This is a genomic window from Serratia sp. K-E0102, assembly GCF_029962625.1.
Lineage (GTDB): Bacteria > Pseudomonadota > Gammaproteobacteria > Enterobacterales > Enterobacteriaceae > Serratia > Serratia sarumanii.
The window spans coordinates 1,011,182-1,030,247 of the sequence record NZ_CP124754.1 but is presented as its reverse complement, the minus strand read 5'-3'; the positions used below and the strand labels follow the sequence as shown (position 1 = coordinate 1,030,247).

The window sequence follows — 19,066 nt, the reverse complement described above, 5'->3', positions numbered from 1 at the left end:
TGGATTAACAACCCTTGTGCAGGCGCGTTCCCTGCGACAAAAATAAAAAAAGCGCATCAGTCCGATGCGCCTTGTATCTTACCTTACCAGCACCGCTGCGTCAGGTGATTGTTTATTACAAAACCCTGTTACGCTAAACGGTTAGACGCTAAATCAGTTTACAGCGTCTTTCAGCGCTTTCCCTGCACGGAAGGCCGGTACTTTGGCTGCCGCGATTTTGATCTCTTTACCGGTCTGCGGGTTGCGGCCGGTACGAGCCGAACGTTCACGCACGGTGAAGGAACCGAAACCTACCAGAGCCACGTCATCCCCTGCTTTCAGAGAGTCGGTAACGGAAGCGATTACTGCGTCTAAAGCACGTCCCGCTGCCGCTTTGGAAATATCAGCACCTGCGGCAATCTTGTCGATCAGTTGTGACTTATTCACTCTATCATCCCCTCTAGAATTCTATCGTCGCACCGAAAAATCCCTACGGTTGCGACAGCGCAGCTGTTATATCAATCCCATCGAACCTTGGCAAGCCACCGACTGCGTGGCAAAACGCGGGCCGACAGAGATCTAACTTAGCGGTACAAAAAAATACTGGCAAGTCCGAAATGGCTTGCCAGTATAAGTTTTATCAATGGTTTTTGCGATTCGTCACTATTTTGCCGCTACCGGCAGTGCGCCGAAGGCCGGGTTTTGCAACGCAATGTTCAAAACTTCATCGATTCGCTGCACCGGATGAATCTCCAGATCGGCGATAACATTGTCCGGAATCTCTTCCAGATCGCGCTTGTTCTCGTAAGGGATCAGCACGGTTTTGATGCCGCCGCGATGCGCCGCCAACAGCTTCTCTTTCAGGCCGCCGATCGGCAACACCTGGCCGCGCAGCGTGATCTCCCCGGTCATCGCCACATCGGCGCGTACCGGGTTGCCGGTCAGGCAGGAGACCAGCGCGGTGCACATCGCAATACCGGCGCTCGGGCCGTCTTTCGGCGTCGCCCCTTCCGGCACGTGCACGTGGATGTCGCGTTTCTCGTAGAAATCGGCGTTGATGCCCAATTTCTCCGCGCGCGCGCGCACCACGGTCAGCGCCGCCTGAATCGATTCCTGCATCACTTCCCCCAGGGAACCGGTGTAGGTCAGCTTGCCTTTGCCCGGCACGCAGGCGGTTTCGATGGTCAGCAGATCGCCGCCCACTTCCGTCCACGCCAGCCCGGTGACTTCGCCCACGCGGTTTTCGGTATCCGCACGGCCGTAATCGACGCGCTGCACGCCCAGGTAATCCTTCAGGTTGTCGCCGTTGATCTCGAGATGCTTGAGCTTCTTGTCCATCAGCAGCGTTTTCACCGCTTTACGGCACAGCTTGGAGATTTCACGCTCTAGGCTGCGCACCCCGGCTTCACGGGTGTAGAAGCGAATGATGCCGATGATGGCGCTGTCGTCGACCGTCAGCTCGCCTTTTTTCAGCGCGTTGCGCTCAAGCTGCTTCGGCAGCAGGTGCTGCTTGGCGATGTTGAGCTTCTCGTCCTCGGTGTAACCCGACAGGCGGATCACTTCCATACGGTCCAGCAGCGGCGCAGGAATGTTCATCGAGTTCGAGGTGGCGACGAACATCACGTCGGACAGATCGTAATCCACTTCCAGGTAGTGGTCGTTGAACGCCACGTTCTGTTCCGGATCCAGCACCTCCAGCAGAGCGGAGGCCGGATCGCCGCGCATGTCGGAAGACATCTTGTCGATCTCATCCAGCAGGAACAGCGGGTTCTTCACCCCGACCTTGGCCATCTTCTGGATCAGTTTGCCCGGCATCGAACCGATGTAGGTACGACGGTGGCCGCGGATTTCCGCTTCGTCACGCACGCCGCCCAGCGCCATGCGCACGTACTGGCGGCCGGTCGCTTTGGCGATCGACTGCCCCAGCGAGGTTTTACCCACGCCCGGCGGCCCCACCAGACACAGGATCGGCCCCTTGATTTTGCTGACGCGGCTCTGCACCGCGAGGTACTCGAGAATGCGATCCTTGACGCGCTCCAAGCCGTAGTGATCGGTATCGAGCACTTCCTGCGCCTTGTTCAGGTCTTTTTTCACCTTGCTGCGCGCATTCCACGGCACCTGCAGCATCCAGTCGATGTAGCCGCGCACCACGGTCGCTTCCGCCGACATCGGCGACATCATCTTCAGCTTTTGCAGTTCCGCTTCGGTTTTCTCGCGCGCCTCTTTCGGCATTTTCGCCGCATCGATCTTGCGCTTCAGCGCTTCGTGCTCGTCCGGCGCGTCGTCCATCTCGCCCAGTTCTTTCTGAATCGCCTTCATCTGCTCATTCAGATAGTACTCGCGCTGGCTCTTCTCCATCTGCTTCTTGACGCGGTTGCGGATGCGTTTCTCGACCTGCAGCAGGTCGATCTCCGATTCCATCATCGCCATCAGGTATTCCAGGCGCTCGGTGATGTCGGACATCTCGAGCACCGACTGCTTGTCGCTGAGTTTCAGCGGCATGTGGGCGGCGATGGTGTCCGCCAGGCGCGCGGCGTCGTCGATGCTGTTCAGTGAAGTCAGCACCTCCGGCGGGATTTTTTTGTTCAGCTTGATATAGCCTTCAAACTGATTGATCGCGGTGCGCACCAGCACTTCCTGCTCGCGCTCGTCGATCGACGGCGACTCAAGGTATTCCGCCTGCGCGGCGAAATGCTCACCGCTGTCGGACAGCGTAGTGATGCGCGCGCGCTGCAGCCCCTCGACCAGCACTTTTACCGTGCCGTCCGGCAGCTTCAGCATCTGCAGGATCGACGCTACGGTGCCAACCGAGAACAAGTCGTTAATGCCAGGTTCATCCGTTGAGGCCTCTTTCTGTGCCACCAGCATGATCTTCTTATCGTGATCCATTGCGGCTTCGAGGCACCGAATCGATTTTTCCCGGCCAACAAATAACGGGATCACCATGTGCGGATAAACCACCACGTCGCGCAATGGCAGAACGGGGATTTCAATGCGTTCGGAACGCTCAGGGTTCATAGAGCTCTCTCTTAGTTTAATTTCCGCCAGGTTGAGGGGGAATCTCATGAGACGCAAGCATCTAACGTTTCATAAAATCTGGTTAACGAGTATATGGGGATGAATCTCTTACATTCAACGGCAAGAATGCAGGAAAAAGAAATGGGGGATAAAATCCCCCATTTTGCTGATAACGCCCTGGTTTGACTGGCTAATTATTCGCCAGACGCCTGAGCTTCCGGCTTGCCGTAAATCAGCAGCGGTTTGGATTGGCCGGCGATGACCGACTCGTCGATCACCACTTTGTCTACGCTGTCCATCGACGGCAGATCGTACATGGTGTCGAGCAGCGCGCCTTCCACGATGGAACGCAGGCCGCGGGCGCCGGTTTTGCGCGCCATGGCTTTCTTGGCGATGGCGTTCAACGCTTCGTCGCGGAACTCCAGCTCGACGCCTTCCAGGTTGAACAGCGCCTGATACTGCTTGGTCAGGGCGTTCTTCGGCTCTTTCAGGATCTGAATCAGCGCGTCTTCGCTCAGCTCGCTCAGGGTCGCCACCACCGGCAGACGGCCGATGAACTCAGGGATCAGGCCGAACTTGATCAGGTCTTCCGGTTCGGCCTGCAGCAGCAGTTCGCCTTCGGTCGCCTTCTCGGACTCGCCCTTGACGGTCGCGCCGAAGCCGATGCCGGAGCCGGTGTTGACGCGCTGGCCGATCACCTTATCCAGGCCCGCAAATGCGCCGCCGCAGATAAACAGGATCTTGGAGGTATCGACCTGCAGGAACTCCTGTTGCGGATGCTTGCGCCCACCCTGCGGCGGAACCGCGGCGATGGTGCCTTCAATCAGCTTCAGCAGCGCCTGCTGCACGCCCTCACCCGAGACGTCACGCGTGATCGACGGGTTGTCGGACTTGCGGGAAATCTTATCGATTTCATCGATATAAACGATGCCGCGCTGCGCTTTCTGCACGTCATAGTCACATTTTTGCAACAGCTTCTGGATAATATTTTCCACGTCCTCGCCCACGTAACCGGCTTCGGTCAGCGTGGTGGCGTCGGCCATGGTGAACGGCACGTCCAGGAAGCGCGCCAGCGTTTCCGCCAGCAGGGTTTTGCCGCTGCCGGTCGGGCCGATCAGCAAGATGTTGCTCTTGCCCAACTCGATACCGTTGCTGGTATCGCCGTTGCGCAGGCGTTTGTAGTGGTTGTACACCGCAACCGCCAGCACTTTCTTCGCCTGCTCCTGGCCGATGACGTAGTCATCCAGGTGGTGGCGGATCTCGTGCGGCGTCGGCAGCGCACTGCGCTCACGATGCGGGGCAACTTCTTTAATCTCTTCGCGAATAATGTCGTTACACAGATCGACACATTCATCGCAGATATACACTGACGGCCCGGCAATCAGCTTACGCACTTCATGCTGGCTTTTGCCGCAAAAAGAGCAGTACAGCAGCTTTCCTGAACCGTCTTTGCGCTTATCTGTCATCAGTCAAACCTCTTCTTTAGTCTTGTCCCGCAGGAAAATCACGGCGGCAGTGCGCCCAAACTCATATCGGGAACGCCGAGTGGCCACAGCAGAGCGAGCCCCTGCCCACTCTGATTACTATAGTCCATCGGCGCCGCGTGGTTCTAGCTGCGGTGTGTCAGAATGCCGTCAACCAGGCCGTATTCCACGGCTTCTTCCGCGGTCATAAAGCGATCGCGCTCGGTGTCGCGCTCGATCTGCTCCAGCGGCTGGCCGGTATGTTCCGCCATCAGTTCGTTCATGCGCGCTTTCACCTTGAGGATTTCACGCGCATGGATTTCGATGTCCGTCGCCTGGCCTTGGTAGCCGCCCAGCGGCTGGTGAATCATCACGCGCGAGTTCGGCAGGCAGAAACGTTTGCCTTTGGCGCCCGCGGTCAGCAGGAAGGAGCCCATCGAGCACGCCTGCCCCATACAGATGGTGCTGACGTCCGGCTTGATGAACTTCATGGTGTCGTAAATCGACATGCCCGCGGTGATCACCCCGCCCGGCGAGTTGATGTAGAGGAAAATGTCTTTTTCCGGGCTTTCCGCTTCGAGGAACAGCATTTGCGCCACGATCAGGTTGGCCATGTGATCTTCCACCTGGCCGGTCAGGAAAATGATGCGCTCTTTCAGCAGGCGGGAATAGATGTCGTAAGAACGCTCCCCGCGTGAAGTCTGCTCTACCACCATCGGCACCAGCGCCATGTTCGGTGCAAATTGATCTCGTTCGCCACTGTATGACATTACCGTCTCCTAATAGAAATTGCCTTGGCGGCCAGGGTGTCACCCTAATACGCCGATTCTACTTGAGAACGGCCATGATGACTATGCTCAAGCATTCGACCCGCGCCGCACGTACCCGACGGTTATTTCATCCCGCGCACTTTGGCAAACAGCCCCAGAATTATTCTTTACAGATTGGGGGATCCCGGCGCGATTTCAAGCCCAGAGGCCGATTTTCTCCGCGCGCCGAAAACGATGCCGTTAATCTGACCGTTATCATGCCAGCCAGTTCCCCAGGCAACAGGGTAAATATAGTGCATATTGCCCCGCTTAACCTGAGATTAATCAGCAACGTGGCAAAAAGAAAAGCCCGCAACCTGAGGTTGCGGGCTTTTTCATCGTGCGCCGGTTCGCCAGGCGAAACCGGGGGCGCCGTTCATCGCGCCCGGCACGCCGGCATTACGCCTGTTGAGTCTGGTTCATCAGCTCGCTGAAGGTAGTGGCTTTTTCAGTCACTTTCGCTTTTGCCAGCAGGGCTTCAACCGCTTGCTCTTCCAGAGCCACGTTGCGCATGTTGTTCATCAGCTCTTTGTTTTTGCTGTAGAACTCGATGACTTCGCTCGGATCTTCGTAGGCAGAAGCCATTTCTTCGATCAGCGTCTTCACGCGGTCTTCGTCAGCTTTCAGATCGTTGGTGCTGATCACTTCGCCCAGCAGCAGGCCAACCACTACGCGGCGTTTCGCTTGCTCTTCGAACAGCTCGCGTGGCAGTTCCAGCGCTTGCTTCTCGTTGCCGCCGAAACGCTGTGCAGCCTGACGACGCAGTACGTCGATTTCGCCGTCGATCAGGGCAGCAGGCACGTCGATTTCGTTCGCGCTCACCAGGCCGTCGATCGCCTGAGACTTGATGCGGTTACGCACGGCGCCTTTCAGCTCGCGCTCCATGTTCTTGCGAACTTCAGTGCGCAGGCCGGCAACGGAACCGTCCGCCACGCCGAAACGCTTGATGAACTCTTCGGTCAGCTCCGGCAGTTCGCGCTCTTCAACTTTCTTCAGCACGATAGCGAATTTGGCCGCTTTGCCCTTCAGGTTTTCCGCGTGGTAATCTTCCGGGAAGTTCACGTCGATGGAGAACTCTTCACCCGCTTTGTGACCGACCAGGCCTTCTTCGAAGCCTGGGATCATGCGGCCCTGGCCCATTGCCAGTACGAAGTCGGACGCTTTGCCGCCTTCGAACTCTTCACCGTCGATAGAACCGGTGAAGTCAACGGTCACGCGATCTTCAGCTTCCGCTGCGCGATCGGTTTCTTTCCAGGTTGCCTGCTGCTTGCGCAGGGTATCCAGCATCGCGTCGACGTCTTCGTCGTTCACTTCAACCACAGGTTTTTCAACTTCGATGTTTTCCAGGCCTTTCAGCTCAACTTCTGGATACACTTCGAATTCAACGGCGAAGGTGAAGTCTTCACCTTCTTTGTACTCGCCCGGCACGTAGTTTGGTGCGCCGGCCGGATTAATCTTTTCTTTGATGATCGCGTCAACGAAGCTGCGCTGCATCGCTTCGCCCAGCACGTCCTGACGAACAGAGGCGCCGTAACGCTGTTCCACGATGTTCATCGGCACTTTGCCTTTGCGGAAGCCGTCGATACGCACGCTTTTCGCTGCGTTGATCAGCTCTTTCTTCACCGCCTGCTTGATAGTATCAGCCGGTACAGTAATAGAGAGACGGCGCCCAAGGCCTTGAGTGGTTTCTACTGAAACTTGCATCTTGTTACCTCAAAAAAATCACAGTGCTCGGTCAACTCCGTTCCAAGAACCAGGACGGCTACAAATAAGAACCGAGTTCCCTGATGACAGAAGCGTCCCGAAACCATTCTGGAAAAATAAGACGCGACATTATAGCGGCGCATGCATGGCGAGTCGAGGAAAGCTAGGCGGCGCAGGCGCGCTAAAACTCACACTTTTGCCGATTCGATCGCCAAAAGGCCGCCAAAACAGACCGAACGTTGGCCACATTGCGCATCGGCCGTGTCGTCGTCAAAAACAGAAACGGCCCGCAGGCCGTTTCAAAATTCGTCAGTAGTAATACCCTAATTCAAGGGCAAAGTTCCACTGATACCTGAAAATTTCCCCCTCAGGCCAGCGTCCCGGCGCCGCGACACGGCGGCGAGGCCGGCACGGTATCCTGCAACCCTTCCCACTCTTTGAGCGTGTAGGTGTGCAGCGCCAGCGCGTGTACGCCGTCCGCCAGCTCCTCCGACAGCACGCCGTAGATGGAGCGGTGGCGCGTCAAAAAACGTTCGCCGACGAAGCGATCGCTGACCAATACCACTTTGAAATGGCTTTCTGAACCCGCCGGAACGTTATGACGATAGCTTTCATCAACGACTTCCAGATACGCGGGCTCAAACGCCGCCCTTAACTTTGCTTCTATTTGCTCGCGAATCATAGGATCTCCTTACAACACCGGCAGAGGACCGTGCCCATCTAGTTCAATATTAGCCGGTTTCCCCCCGTTTAGACCATCGCCGGGACAAATTTCTCTTTTCTGCGGTCAAATGATGAGCGTCATCCCCGCCGCTTGGGGGATTATCCGATTGAGCGGGCCAAAAAAGCGTGTTTTTATCAACGGCAGGTAAAAATTTGTCACTCAGGCGCCTTCCGCGCTTCCACCGCACGGCGGCGATGCTATGATGTCGGCAATTTGTTGTCGGCTATCCCGCTCTGATTATTGCTAAATCCATCGAGAATGAGACAGAAAACATGTTAAAGAAACTTTGTCTTCCTTTGCTGGCCGCCCTGCTGCTGGCCGGCTGCGCGACCAGCAGCAACACCTTGAACGTCACGCCGAAAATCGTTCTGCCGCAGCAGGATCCTACCCTGCAGGGCATCACCGTCAGCATCAACGGCGCGGATCAGCGCACCGATCAGGCGCTGGCCAAGGTGAACCGTGACGGCCAGCTAGTCACGCTGACGCCATCGCGCGATCTGCGTTTCCTGCTGCAGGAAGTGCTGGAGAAACAGATGGGCGCACGCGGCTACATGATCGGCGCCGACGGCCCGGTGGCGCTGCAAATCGTCGTCAATAATCTGTACGCGGACGTCTCCGAAGGCAACCTGCGCTACAACATCACCACCAAAGCCGACATCTCGATCATCGCCCAGGCGAAGAACGGCAACAAGCAGGTGAAGAATTACCGCTCGACCTATAACGTGCAGGGCGCCTTCACGGCCACCAACGAGAAGATCACCGACGCCGTCAACTCCGTGCTGGGCGACGTGATCGCCGATATGGCCCAGGACACCAGCGTCAACGATTTCATCAAGCAAAACGCGCGTTAATCGCCGCGCCTTGTGCCGCCCGGCGGATCGGGCGGCGCAGACAGGGAACTCATGTCGAAACACTATCTGAACATTTTCACCCAGCGTAACTCCGCCATTCTGCTGCTGCTGGGCTTCGCGTCGGGTCTGCCGCTGGCATTGACCTCCGGCACGCTGCAAGCCTGGATGACCGTCGAAAATATCGATCTGAAAACCATCGGCATCTTCTCGCTGGTGGGCCAGGCCTACGTCTTCAAATTCCTCTGGTCGCCGTTCATGGACCGCTATACCCCGCCGTTCCTCGGGCGGCGGCGCGGTTGGCTGCTGGTCAGCCAGCTGCTGCTGGTGGCGGCGATCGTGGCGATGGGCTTTATGCAGCCCGCGCAGCACCTGTGGTGGCTGGCGGCGTTGGCGGTGCTGGTGGCGTTCTGCTCCGCCTCGCAAGATATCGTGTTCGACGCCTACAAGACCGATCTGCTGAAAGCCGAAGAGCGCGGGGCGGGCGCGGCGATCTCGGTGCTGGGCTACCGGCTGGCGATGCTGGTTTCCGGCGGCCTGGCGCTGTGGCTGGCGGATCGCTATTTCGGCTGGCAAGCCACCTACTGGCTGATGGCCGGATTGATGCTGATCGGCGTGGCCGCCACGCTGCTGGCGCCGGAGCCGGACGAAAGCATCCCGGCGCCGCGCACCATGGAACAGGCCGTCGTCGCGCCGCTGCGCGATTTCTTCGGCCGCAACAACGCCTGGCTGATCCTGCTGCTGATCGTGATGTACAAAATGGGCGACGCCTTCGCCGGCAGCCTGAGCACTACCTTCCTGATCCGCGGCGTGGGGTTCGACGCCGGTGAAGTCGGGCTGGTCAACAAAACCCTCGGCCTGTTCGCCACCATCGTCGGCGCCCTGTTCGGCGGTGTGCTAATGCAGCGTCTCAGCCTGTTTCGCGCGCTGATGCTGTTCGGCGTCCTGCAGGCGATCTCCAACCTCGGGTATTGGAGCCTGGCGGTGACCGACAAGAGTCTGCTCACCATGGGCAGCGCCATTTTCCTTGAAAACCTGTGTGGCGGCATGGGCACCGCGGCCTTCGTGGCGCTGCTGATGACGCTGTGCAACCGTTCGTTCTCCGCCACCCAGTTCGCGCTGCTGTCGGCGCTGTCCGCCGTGGGGCGCGTCTATGTCGGCCCGATCGCCGGCTGGTTCGTCGAAGCCCACGGCTGGCCGTTGTTCTACCTGTTCTCTATCGCCGCCGCCCTGCCCGGCTTGCTGCTGCTCGGCATCTGCCGTCAGACGCTGGAGCACACCCAGCAGCATGGCGACTTCATGCCGCGCACCGAGTTTTCAGAATCTTACCGTTGGGCACTGCGCCTGCTGACGCTAGGCTGTTCGCTGTTGGGCCTGTGGTTGCTGTTGCTGATCGCCAATGCGCTGGACTGGACGCAGGCACCGCTGCTGGCCGATCGGCTGCTGCAGATCGGCGCCGCGCTGAGCCTGCTCGGCGTCGCGATGGGCAGCGCGCTGGATTACCTCGCCCTTCGCCGCACCCGTTTGGCATAATCTGACCGGCCGGCGATTTCGCCGGCCGAAAAAAAAGCGATCCGGGGGTATATTTATTTCGGTAAAAAAAGATAATCGGCGCGAAAATTATTTTTTTATCCGACTGCCGCGCTCGGAAATAAAATTAAATTCACCTTTAAGACACAATTATTTTACATTAAATAAACCTTTTCTTCGTATTTCCCTGCCGCGCATTTCTTCGCCAAATTCATCATACCTTTAGTTTTCCTTAACATACGGACTGCTCGTCACGATTCAGCGTGCCAACGCGTTGTTGTCATTAGTAAATTGTCACGCAGGGTTACATCTGTGACCCCCTTAACAGAAAGTGTCAACAAGCCGCTGACACTCCCTTAAGCATGTTTACAGTACTGCAACCTTCCCGTAAAATGCCCGCACACATGAAACGACAATTGAGCCTTTGTTATTGAGGTCGTTAGATGAGACTTAAGAAATACAATAAAAGTATTGGGATGCTGTCATTAATCGCAGCCACTGTATTGCTCAGTGGTTGCGATATGGTTTTGATGAATCCCAAAGGAGCAATTGGTGTTGAGCAACGGACACTGATTATCACTGCAATCGCGTTGATGTTGATCGTGGTGGTGCCAGTTATCTTCATGGCGTTCGCCTTTGCCTGGAAGTATCGCGCTTCCAACAAAGACGCCAAGTACAGTCCGAACTGGGCCCACTCCAACAAGATCGAAGCGGTCGTCTGGACCATTCCTATCATTATCATCGCCATCCTTGGCACCATTACCTGGAAGACCACCCACGAACTCGACCCGTTCAAGCCGATTGTCACCGACAAGAAGCCGATGACGATCGAAGTGGTGTCGCTCGACTGGAAATGGCTGTTCATCTACCCGGAACAAGGCATTGCGACCGTTAATGAGCTGGCTTTCCCGAAAGATGTTCCAGTCGAATTCAAGATCACCTCTAACTCGGTAATGAACTCGTTCTTTATCCCGCAGTTGGGTGGACAGATTTATGCGATGGCCGGCATGCAGACCAAACTGCACCTGATCGGCAACGAAGCCGGTGCCTACAAAGGCATCTCCAGCAGCTACAGCGGCGCAGGCTTCTCCGGCATGAAATTCACCGCGATCGTTACCCCGACCGAAGGCGACTTCGATCAGTGGGTGGCCAAGGTGAAGGCATCGTCTAAAAACCTGAACACCACCGACGACTTTAACAAACTGGCAGAGCCGAGTGAAAACAACCCGGTTGAGTACTTTGCCGCTGTCAAACCGAATTTGTTCAAAGAAACAATTGCCAAATTCATGGGCGACATGGATATGCACAAGGGCGCTGGCGCGCACGAAGGCATGGACATGAGCCAAGGTATGGACATGGGTGAACATGCTGCTCACGCCGGAGCCGAGGAATAACTGATGTTGGGAAAATTAACACTTGATGCGGTTCCGTACCACGAACCGATCATCATGGTCACCGTAGCCGCAATTATTGTCGGGGGCCTGGCAGTGCTGGCGCTGCTGACATATTTCGGCAAATGGAAGTGGTTGTGGAGCGAATGGCTGACTTCGGTCGACCATAAAAAAATTGGTATCATGTACATCATCGTGGCGATGGTCATGCTGCTGCGCGGTTTCGCCGACGCCATCATGATGCGTAGCCAGCAGGCGTTAGCGTCCGCCGGCGAAGCCGGGTTCCTGCCGCCGCACCACTACGACCAGATCTTCACCGCGCACGGCGTTATCATGATCTTCTTCATGGCGATGCCTTTCGTGGTCGGCCTGATGAACGTCGTGGTGCCGCTGCAAATCGGTGCGCGCGACGTCGCCTTCCCGTTCCTGAACTCCCTGAGCTTCTGGTTCTTCGTGGTGGGCGTTGTGCTGATCAACATCTCCCTGGGGGTCGGTGAGTTCGCTCAGACCGGTTGGCTGGCGTATCCGCCGCTGTCGGGTAAAGAGTACAGTCCTGGCGTCGGGGTCGATTACTGGATCTGGAGTCTGCAGATTTCCGGTCTGGGTACCCTGCTGACCGGCGTGAACTTCTTCGCCACCATTCTGAAGATGCGTGCCCCAGGCATGCCTATGATGAAGATGCCGGTGTTCACCTGGGCGGCGCTGTGTACCAACGTCCTGATCATCGTTTCTTTCCCAATTCTGACCGTCACCATCGCGCTGCTGACCCTGGATCGCTATCTGGGCACCCATTTCTTCACCAATGATATGGGCGGCAACATGATGATGTACATCAACCTGATTTGGGCCTGGGGTCACCCAGAGGTGTATATTCTGGTTCTGCCGGTGTTCGGCGTGTTCTCCGAAGTCACCGCGACCTTCTCCAGAAAACGCCTGTTCGGCTATACCTCACTGGTATGGGCAACCATCGCGATCACCGTTCTGTCGTTCATCGTCTGGCTGCACCACTTCTTCACCATGGGGTCCGGCGCGAACGTTAACGCCTTCTTCGGTATCGCCACCATGATCATTTCCATCCCGACCGGGGTGAAAATCTTCAACTGGCTGTTCACCATGTATCAGGGCCGTATCAAGCTCAACTCCGCGATGCTGTGGACCGTTGGCTTCATCATCACCTTCTCCGTAGGTGGTATGACCGGCGTTCTGCTGGCGGTGCCGGGCGCGAACTTCGTGCTGCACAACAGCCTGTTCCTGATCGCTCACTTCCACAACGTCATCATCGGCGGCGTGGTGTTCGGTTGCTTCGCGGGCCTGACCTACTGGTTCCCGAAATCCTTCGGCTTCACGCTGAACGAAAAATGGGGCATCCGCGCGTTCTGGTTCTGGATCATCGGCTTCTTCACCGCCTTCATGCCGCTGTACGCATTGGGCTTTATGGGTATGACCCGTCGTATCAGCCAGAACATCAACCCTGAGTTCCACCCTCTGCTGCTGGTTGCAGCCGGCGGTGCGGCGCTGATCGCCTGCGGCATCCTGTGCCAGCTGATCCAGATCTTCGTCAGTATCCGTGACCGCGAACAGAACCGCGATCTGACCGGTGACCCATGGGGCGCTCGTACTCTGGAGTGGTCAACTTCGTCTCCACCGCCGTTCTATAACTTTGCCGTAGTGCCGCAGATTCATGACCGTGATGAATTCTGGGACATGAAAGAAAAAGGCGAAGCGTATAAGAAACCGGCTAAATACGAACCGATTCATATGCCTAAGAACACCGGCGCCGGCGTTATCATCGCCTTCTTCAGCCTGGTATTCGGTTTCGCAATGATTTGGGAAATCTGGTGGATGGCTCTGGCCGGCTTCATCGGTATGATCGTTGTCTGGATCGGCAAGAGCTTCGATCACGATGTTGACTACTATGTGCAGGTTGATGAAATCGAGCGCATTGAGAACCAACACTACGAACAAATCCGTAAAGCAGGCGTGAACCATGTCAACTGAAACTCTGACCAATCATAACGCAGCCCATGCAGAGCATGGGCACCACGACGCGGGAGAGACCAAAGTCTTCGGATTCTGGATCTACCTGATGAGCGACTGTATTTTGTTTGCGAGCTTGTTCGCGACTTATGCAGTCCTGGTGAACGGGACCGCTGGCGGTCCCTCAGGTAAAGACATCTTCGACCTGAAGTTTGTCCTGGTCGAAACTTTCCTGCTGTTGTTCAGCTCCATCACCTACGGCATGGCGATGATCGCCATGAACAAGGGTAAAGTTGGCGGTGTAAACACCTGGCTGTTCCTGACCTTCCTGTTTGGTCTGGGCTTCGTGGCGATGGAAATCTATGAATTCCATCATCTGATCGCCGAAGGCTTCGGTCCGGATCGCAGCGCGTTCCTGTCCAGCTTCTTCGCGCTGGTCGGAACCCACGGTCTGCACGTAACTTCCGGCCTGATTTGGATCATCGTGCTGATGATTCAGGTGAGCAAGTTCGGCCTGACCGCGACCAACAAAACCCGCCTGATGTGCCTGAGCCTGTTCTGGCACTTCCTGGACGTGGTCTGGATCTGCGTATTTACCGTTGTCTACCTGCTGGGGGTTATGTAATGAGCCATTCATCCCATGAAACCTCTCACGGCGGCGCAAGCCACGGCAGCGTGAAGTCATACCTGATCGGCTTTATCCTGTCGATCATCCTGACGGTAATTCCATTTGCGATGGTAATGAACGGCACTGCCTCTCATTCCACCATCCTGGCGGTTGTTGTCGGCATGGCGGTTATCCAGGTGATTGTTCACCTGGTTTACTTCCTGCACATGAACACCTCATCGGAAGAGCGCTGGAACCTGGTGGCATTGCTGTTCACCGCTATGATCATCGGTATCGTTGTTGTAGGTTCACTCTGGATTATGTACAACCTCAACATCAATATGATGGTCGATTAAGAGCTGAGCTGCACGTGATGATTAAGCAATACCTGCAAGTCACTAAACCAGGAATTATTTTCGGCAATTTAATTTCTGTCGTTGGGGGATTCCTGCTCGCTTCCAAAGGGAGCATCGACTATCCCCTGTTTCTCGCCACCCTGGTGGGTGTCTCGTTGGTGGTCGCGTCGGGCTGTGTGTTTAACAACTACATCGACCGCGACATCGACAAGAAAATGGAGAGAACGAAGAATCGGGTGCTGGTAAAAGGCCTGATCGCGCCGAGTGTCACCCTGGTTTATGCGACCGTTCTGGGTATTGTGGGCTTCGCGTTGCTGTATATCGCGGCCAACCCGCTGGCCATGTGGCTGGCGGTGATGGGCTTCGTGGTTTATGTCGGCGTTTACAGCCTGTACATGAAACGCCACTCGGTCTACGGCACGCTGATCGGCAGCCTGTCGGGCGCCGCGCCGCCGGTTATCGGCTACTGCGCGGTAACCAACGAGTTCGACGCCGGGGCGTTGATCCTGCTGGCTATCTTTAGCCTGTGGCAGATGCCGCATTCTTATGCGATCGCTATCTTCCGCTTTAAAGATTACCAGGCGGCCAACATTCCGGTGCTGCCGGTGGTGAAAGGCATTTCCGTCGCCAAGAACCACATCACGGTCTACATCCTGGCATTTATGATCGCCACGCTGATGCTGACCCTGGTGGGCTACGCCGGCTACAAATACCTGATCGTCGCTGCGGCGGTGAGCGTATGGTGGCTGGGCATGGCGTTGCGCGGTTACAAAACCGAAAACGACAGCGTCTGGGCGCGTAAACTGTTCGTGTTCTCCATCGTCGCCATCACCTCGCTGAGCGTGATGATGTCGATCGACTTCAGCGCCACGGCGGCGCCTGAAGCGCTGGTGACCTACGTTTGGTAAGCCAAATCATCTGTGAATGGGCCGCTTTTGCGGCCCATTTTATTTGTCACGCCGAAAAGCGGCCGAACTGTAATATCTGTTAAACAACATTCGATTTACCCCCCCTGCCCTGCACACTAAAATGACGCAGCTTTACAGAAATCATGCCATCAGGCGCTGTCTCAACGTCTGATGGCATGGTTTTTACCGAGGTTTGATGTGAACGATAATTCAATGACCCCGCAGGAGCGCCGCGCCACCTGGGGATTAGGCACCGTATTCTCCCTGCGCATGCTCGGCATGTTTATGGTACTGCCGGTGCTGACCACCTACGGCATGGCGCTCAACGGCGCCAGCGAAGCGCTGATCGGCATCGCCATCGGCATCTACGGCCTGGCGCAGGCGGTGTTTCAAATCCCGTTCGGCCTGGTGTCCGATCGCATCGGCCGCAAGCCGCTGATCGTCGGCGGCCTGCTGATCTTTGCCCTCGGCAGCGTGATCGCCGCCGCTACCGACTCGATCTGGGGCGTGATCCTCGGCCGCGCGCTACAAGGCTCCGGCGCCATCGCCGCCGCGGTAATGGCGCTGCTCTCCGATCTGACCCGCGAGCAGAACCGCACCAAGGCGATGGCGTTTATCGGCGTCAGCTTCGGCATCACCTTCGCCATCGCCATGGTATTGGGCCCTATCATCACCCACGCCTTAGGCCTGCATGCGCTGTTCTGGATGATCGCCGTACTGGCGCTGGCCGGCATTGTCATCACCCTGGCGGTGGTGCCTTCCGCCGACACTCACCTGCTGAACCGCGAGTCCAGCATCGTGCGCGGCAGCTTCCGCAAGGTGCTGAGCAACTCGCGCCTGCTGAAGCTCAACTTCGGCATCATGTGCCTGCATATCCTGCTGATGTCGAGCTTCGTGGCGCTGCCGCTGGCGATGGAAAAAGCCGGGCTGGCGGCCAGCGAGCACTGGATCGTCTACCTGGTCACCATGCTGGTGTCGTTCGCCGCCGTGGTGCCTTTCATCATCTATGCCGAAAAATATCGCCGCATGAAACAGGTGTTTATGGGCTGCGTGGCGGTGCTGTTCTGCGCCGAAGTGTTGCTGTGGCTCTCCGGCGCGCGCCTGTGGGGCATCATCGCCGGCGTTCAGCTGTTCTTCATAGCCTTCAACGTGATGGAAGCCATTCTGCCTTCGCTGATCAGCAAAGAATCGCCGGCCGGCTACAAGGGCACCGCGATGGGGGTCTACTCCACCAGCCAGTTTATCGGCGTGGCGATCGGCGGCAGCCTCGGCGGCTGGCTGTACGGTTTGCAGGGGGCGGGCTTGGTGTTTATCGCCGGCGCCGTGTTGGCCGCGGTCTGGTTCCTGGTCAGCAGCACCATGAAAGAGCCGCCGTATGTCAGCAGCCTGCGCATTACGCTATCGGAACTGGCGGTAAAGGATTCGGCGCTGGAAAGCCGCCTGAAGGCGCAGCCCGGCGTGGCCGAAGCGATCGTGGTGCCGGAAGAGCGCAGCGCCTACGTCAAGGTGGATACCAAGCAGACCAATCGCGGTCAGCTGGAAGCGCTGGTCAATTCGCTATAAAACATCAGGGCCGGCAATGCCGGCCCTGTAGAGATTAATCGCGGAAGTTCTTGAACTGGAACGGCTGCCCCAGATCGCCGCCGCGCACCAGCGCCATCACGCTCTGCAAATCGTCGCGTGACTTGCCGGTCACCCGCACTTCTTCGCCCTGGATCTGCGCCTGCACCTTCAGCTTGCTGTCTTTGATCAGCTTGACGATTTTCTTCGCCACAGAGGTTTCAATCCCCTGCTTCAGCTTGGCTTCCACGCTGTAGGTTTTACCGCTGTGGGTAAACTCTTCCGGGATCTCCAGCGCGGCGCCGTCGATGCTGCGCTTGCTCAGCTTTTCGCGCAGAATGTCGAGCAGCTGCTGCACCTGGAAATCAGACTCGGTGGCAACCTTGATGCTTTGGTTTTTCTCGTTTAGCTCAAAGCTGGCCGGCACGTTGCGAAAATCCCAGCGGGTGCCGAGATCGCGGGTGGCATTCTCAACGGCGTTACGCACTTCCTGCATATCAATTTCGGAAACGATGTCGAAAGATGGCATACTTCTTCCTCCTGAATGAGTGCCTAATAGCTTAGGCGATTTTGATGCCGAGCATGATAACCGCTTTGCCGCCTCAGACAAAATCTGCTGAACGCACGCAGGGATAGCGCTTCGGGCTGCCATAAAGCCTATAGTTAATTCACGGTAATTGAGCGGTATTCCCGTGTTTCCAAGGAGACTGAATGAAAATAACCATTCTTGGTTGCGGCGCGCTCGGACAACTGTGGCTCTCCCGGCTGTATCAACAGGGCCACGATGTGCAGGGATGGCTAAGAGTGCCTCAGCCTTTTTGCGCCGTGAACGTGATAGAGCCGGAAGGCGTCTCGTTCAATCGCAATTTGCCCACCAACGATCCGGAGCACCTCGCGCAGAGCGAGCTGCTGCTGGTGACGCTGAAAGCCTGGCAGGTGTCCAGCGCGGTCAGCGCGCTGCTGCCGAAGCTGAACCCCCAGTGCGCCATTTTGCTGCTGCACAACGGCATGGGCACCCAGGAGGAGCTGCCGCCGAACGGCCAGCCGATCCTGCAGGGCACCACCACCCACGCTGCGCGCCACGAAGGCAGCACCATTATTCACGTCGCCACCGGCATCACCCACATTGGCCCCACCTCGCCGGCCGCCCAACACCTCAGCCACCTGGCGGAAGTGCTGCATCAGGCGCTGCCCGACGTCGCCTGGCACAACAACATCGCCTCGGCCAACTGGCGCAAGCTGGCGGTCAACTGCGTGATCAACCCGCTGACGGCGCTGTACGGCTGCCGCAACGGCGATCTGCAGCGCTACCCGGAGCAGATCGAAACGCTGTGCCGTGAAGTCGCCAGCGTGATGGCGATGGAGGGCTACCACACCTCCTGCGAAGGTCTGATGCAATACGTGATGGACGTGATCCACAGCACCGCCGACAACGTTTCGTCGATGCTGCAGGATATCCGCAGCCAGCGGCACACCGAGATCGACTACATCACCGGTTACCTGCTGCGCCGCGCGCGCAGCCACGGCCTCACGCTGCCGGAGAATGCGCGGCTGTTTGAACTGATTAAACGAAAGGAAAATGAATATGAGCGTATCGGCGCTGGTCTGCCTGGCACCTGGTAGCGAAGAAATCGAAGCCGTCACCACCCTCGATCTGCTGGTGCGGGCGGGCGTAAAAGTCACTACCGCCAGCGTTGCCGGCGACGGCGAGCTGACTATCGTCTGTTCGCGCGGCGTCAAGCTGCTGGCCGACGCGCCGCTGGTGGCAATCGTCGATGAGCCGTTCGACGCCATCGTACTGCCCGGCGGCCTGAAAGGCGCAGAATGCTTCCGCGACAGCCCGCTGCTGGTGGAAAAGGTGCGGCAGATGCATCTGCAGGGAAATATCGTCGCCGCCATCTGCGCGGCGCCGGCGCTGGTGCTGCAGCATCACGATCTGTTCCCGATCGGCAACATGACCGGCTTCCCGGGCCTGAAAGACCAGATACCGGCGGATAAATGGATGGAGCGCCGCGTGGTGTACGACGCGCGCGTCAACCTGCTCACCAGCCAGGGGCCGGGTACCGCGATGGAGTTCGCGCTGAAGCTGATAGACCTGCTGCTCGGCAAGGCCAAGGCGGCGGAGATCGCCGCACAGCTGGTGCTGATCCCCGGGATGTACGATTATCGCGACAGTGAAGAAAACTGAATCA

17 protein-coding genes are annotated in these 19,066 nt (G+C 57.3%); 10 read left to right on the top strand and 7 right to left on the bottom strand.

Annotated elements, in window-relative coordinates; all coding sequences use genetic code 11:
• Positions 1-153 precede the first annotated feature (153 nt).
• The 6 genes from hupB to bolA all read right to left on the bottom strand — a co-directional run bounded on the left by hupB (position 154) and on the right by bolA (position 7,655).
• Entirely contained in the window at positions 154-426 is a 273-nt protein-coding gene (gene hupB / locus SSARUM2_RS04765) for a nucleoid-associated protein HU-beta (protein WP_004940351.1), read from the bottom strand.
• 216 nt (positions 427-642) lie between these two features.
• On the bottom strand, positions 643-2,997 hold the full coding sequence (gene lon / locus SSARUM2_RS04760; protein ID WP_033653263.1) for an endopeptidase La: 2,355 nt from the start codon (positions 2,995-2,997) through the stop codon (positions 643-645).
• 194 nt (positions 2,998-3,191) lie between these two features.
• Positions 3,192-4,463: an ATP-dependent protease ATP-binding subunit ClpX gene (gene clpX, locus SSARUM2_RS04755; protein WP_004940354.1), complete on the bottom strand. Its 1,272-nt coding sequence runs from the start codon at positions 4,461-4,463 to the stop codon at positions 3,192-3,194.
• A 143-nt stretch (positions 4,464-4,606) separates the two neighbouring features.
• Positions 4,607-5,230, bottom strand: coding sequence for an ATP-dependent Clp endopeptidase proteolytic subunit ClpP (clpP, locus tag SSARUM2_RS04750; protein WP_016928858.1), 624 nt, complete (start codon positions 5,228-5,230; stop codon positions 4,607-4,609).
• A 438-nt stretch (positions 5,231-5,668) separates the two neighbouring features.
• A complete protein-coding gene (gene tig, locus SSARUM2_RS04745) occupies positions 5,669-6,973 on the bottom strand; it encodes a trigger factor (protein WP_004940358.1) in 1,305 nt (434 codons plus the stop codon).
• A 367-nt stretch (positions 6,974-7,340) separates the two neighbouring features.
• Positions 7,341-7,655, bottom strand: coding sequence for a transcriptional regulator BolA (gene bolA / locus SSARUM2_RS04740; RefSeq protein ID WP_004940361.1), 315 nt, complete (start codon positions 7,653-7,655; stop codon positions 7,341-7,343).
• A gap of 314 nt (positions 7,656-7,969) precedes the next feature.
• Here bolA and SSARUM2_RS04735 point away from each other — a divergent pair, with 314 nt between their 5' ends.
• From SSARUM2_RS04735 to SSARUM2_RS04700, 8 genes are all read left to right on the top strand, one after another.
• A complete protein-coding gene (locus SSARUM2_RS04735) occupies positions 7,970-8,548 on the top strand; it encodes a lipoprotein (protein ID WP_033634001.1) in 579 nt (192 codons plus the stop codon).
• 51 nt (positions 8,549-8,599) lie between these two features.
• Positions 8,600-10,078: a muropeptide MFS transporter AmpG gene (ampG, locus tag SSARUM2_RS04730; protein ID WP_060439026.1), complete on the top strand. Its 1,479-nt coding sequence runs from the start codon at positions 8,600-8,602 to the stop codon at positions 10,076-10,078.
• A 440-nt stretch (positions 10,079-10,518) separates the two neighbouring features.
• On the top strand, positions 10,519-11,469 hold the full coding sequence (gene cyoA / locus SSARUM2_RS04725; protein WP_025301763.1) for a cytochrome o ubiquinol oxidase subunit II: 951 nt from the start codon (positions 10,519-10,521) through the stop codon (positions 11,467-11,469).
• Positions 11,470-11,472: 3 nt separating this feature from the next.
• Positions 11,473-13,464, top strand: a complete 1,992-nt coding sequence (gene cyoB, locus SSARUM2_RS04720; protein WP_033637313.1) for a cytochrome o ubiquinol oxidase subunit I — start codon at positions 11,473-11,475, stop codon at positions 13,462-13,464.
• Positions 13,454-14,068 (top strand): cytochrome o ubiquinol oxidase subunit III, encoded by a 615-nt coding sequence (locus tag SSARUM2_RS04715; protein ID WP_004940367.1) that lies wholly within the window; start codon positions 13,454-13,456, stop codon positions 14,066-14,068. The genes cyoB and SSARUM2_RS04715 overlap by 11 nt, the downstream gene beginning before the upstream one ends.
• Positions 14,068-14,406 (top strand): cytochrome o ubiquinol oxidase subunit IV, encoded by a 339-nt coding sequence (locus SSARUM2_RS04710; protein ID WP_004940369.1) that lies wholly within the window; start codon positions 14,068-14,070, stop codon positions 14,404-14,406. Before SSARUM2_RS04715 ends, SSARUM2_RS04710 begins: the two co-directional genes overlap by 1 nt.
• Before the next feature lie 17 nt (positions 14,407-14,423).
• Positions 14,424-15,314, top strand: a complete 891-nt coding sequence (cyoE, locus tag SSARUM2_RS04705) for a heme o synthase (RefSeq protein ID WP_019454196.1) — start codon at positions 14,424-14,426, stop codon at positions 15,312-15,314.
• Positions 15,315-15,512: 198 nt separating this feature from the next.
• Complete coding sequence (locus SSARUM2_RS04700) at positions 15,513-16,877, top strand: MFS transporter (RefSeq protein WP_033653267.1); 1,365 nt, start codon at positions 15,513-15,515, stop codon at positions 16,875-16,877.
• A gap of 34 nt (positions 16,878-16,911) precedes the next feature.
• Here SSARUM2_RS04700 and SSARUM2_RS04695 read toward each other — a convergent pair whose 3' ends face one another.
• Complete coding sequence (locus SSARUM2_RS04695) at positions 16,912-17,403, bottom strand: YajQ family cyclic di-GMP-binding protein (protein ID WP_004940373.1); 492 nt, start codon at positions 17,401-17,403, stop codon at positions 16,912-16,914.
• 182 nt (positions 17,404-17,585) lie between these two features.
• Between SSARUM2_RS04695 and panE the strand changes: the two genes are divergently transcribed.
• Both panE and yajL read left to right on the top strand, forming a co-directional pair.
• Positions 17,586-18,497 (top strand): 2-dehydropantoate 2-reductase, encoded by a 912-nt coding sequence (panE, locus tag SSARUM2_RS04690; protein ID WP_033647309.1) that lies wholly within the window; start codon positions 17,586-17,588, stop codon positions 18,495-18,497.
• Positions 18,460-19,062 (top strand): protein deglycase YajL, encoded by a 603-nt coding sequence (gene yajL, locus SSARUM2_RS04685; RefSeq protein ID WP_033647310.1) that lies wholly within the window; start codon positions 18,460-18,462, stop codon positions 19,060-19,062. Before panE ends, yajL begins: the two co-directional genes overlap by 38 nt.
• The last annotated feature ends 4 nt before the right edge of the window (positions 19,063-19,066 follow it).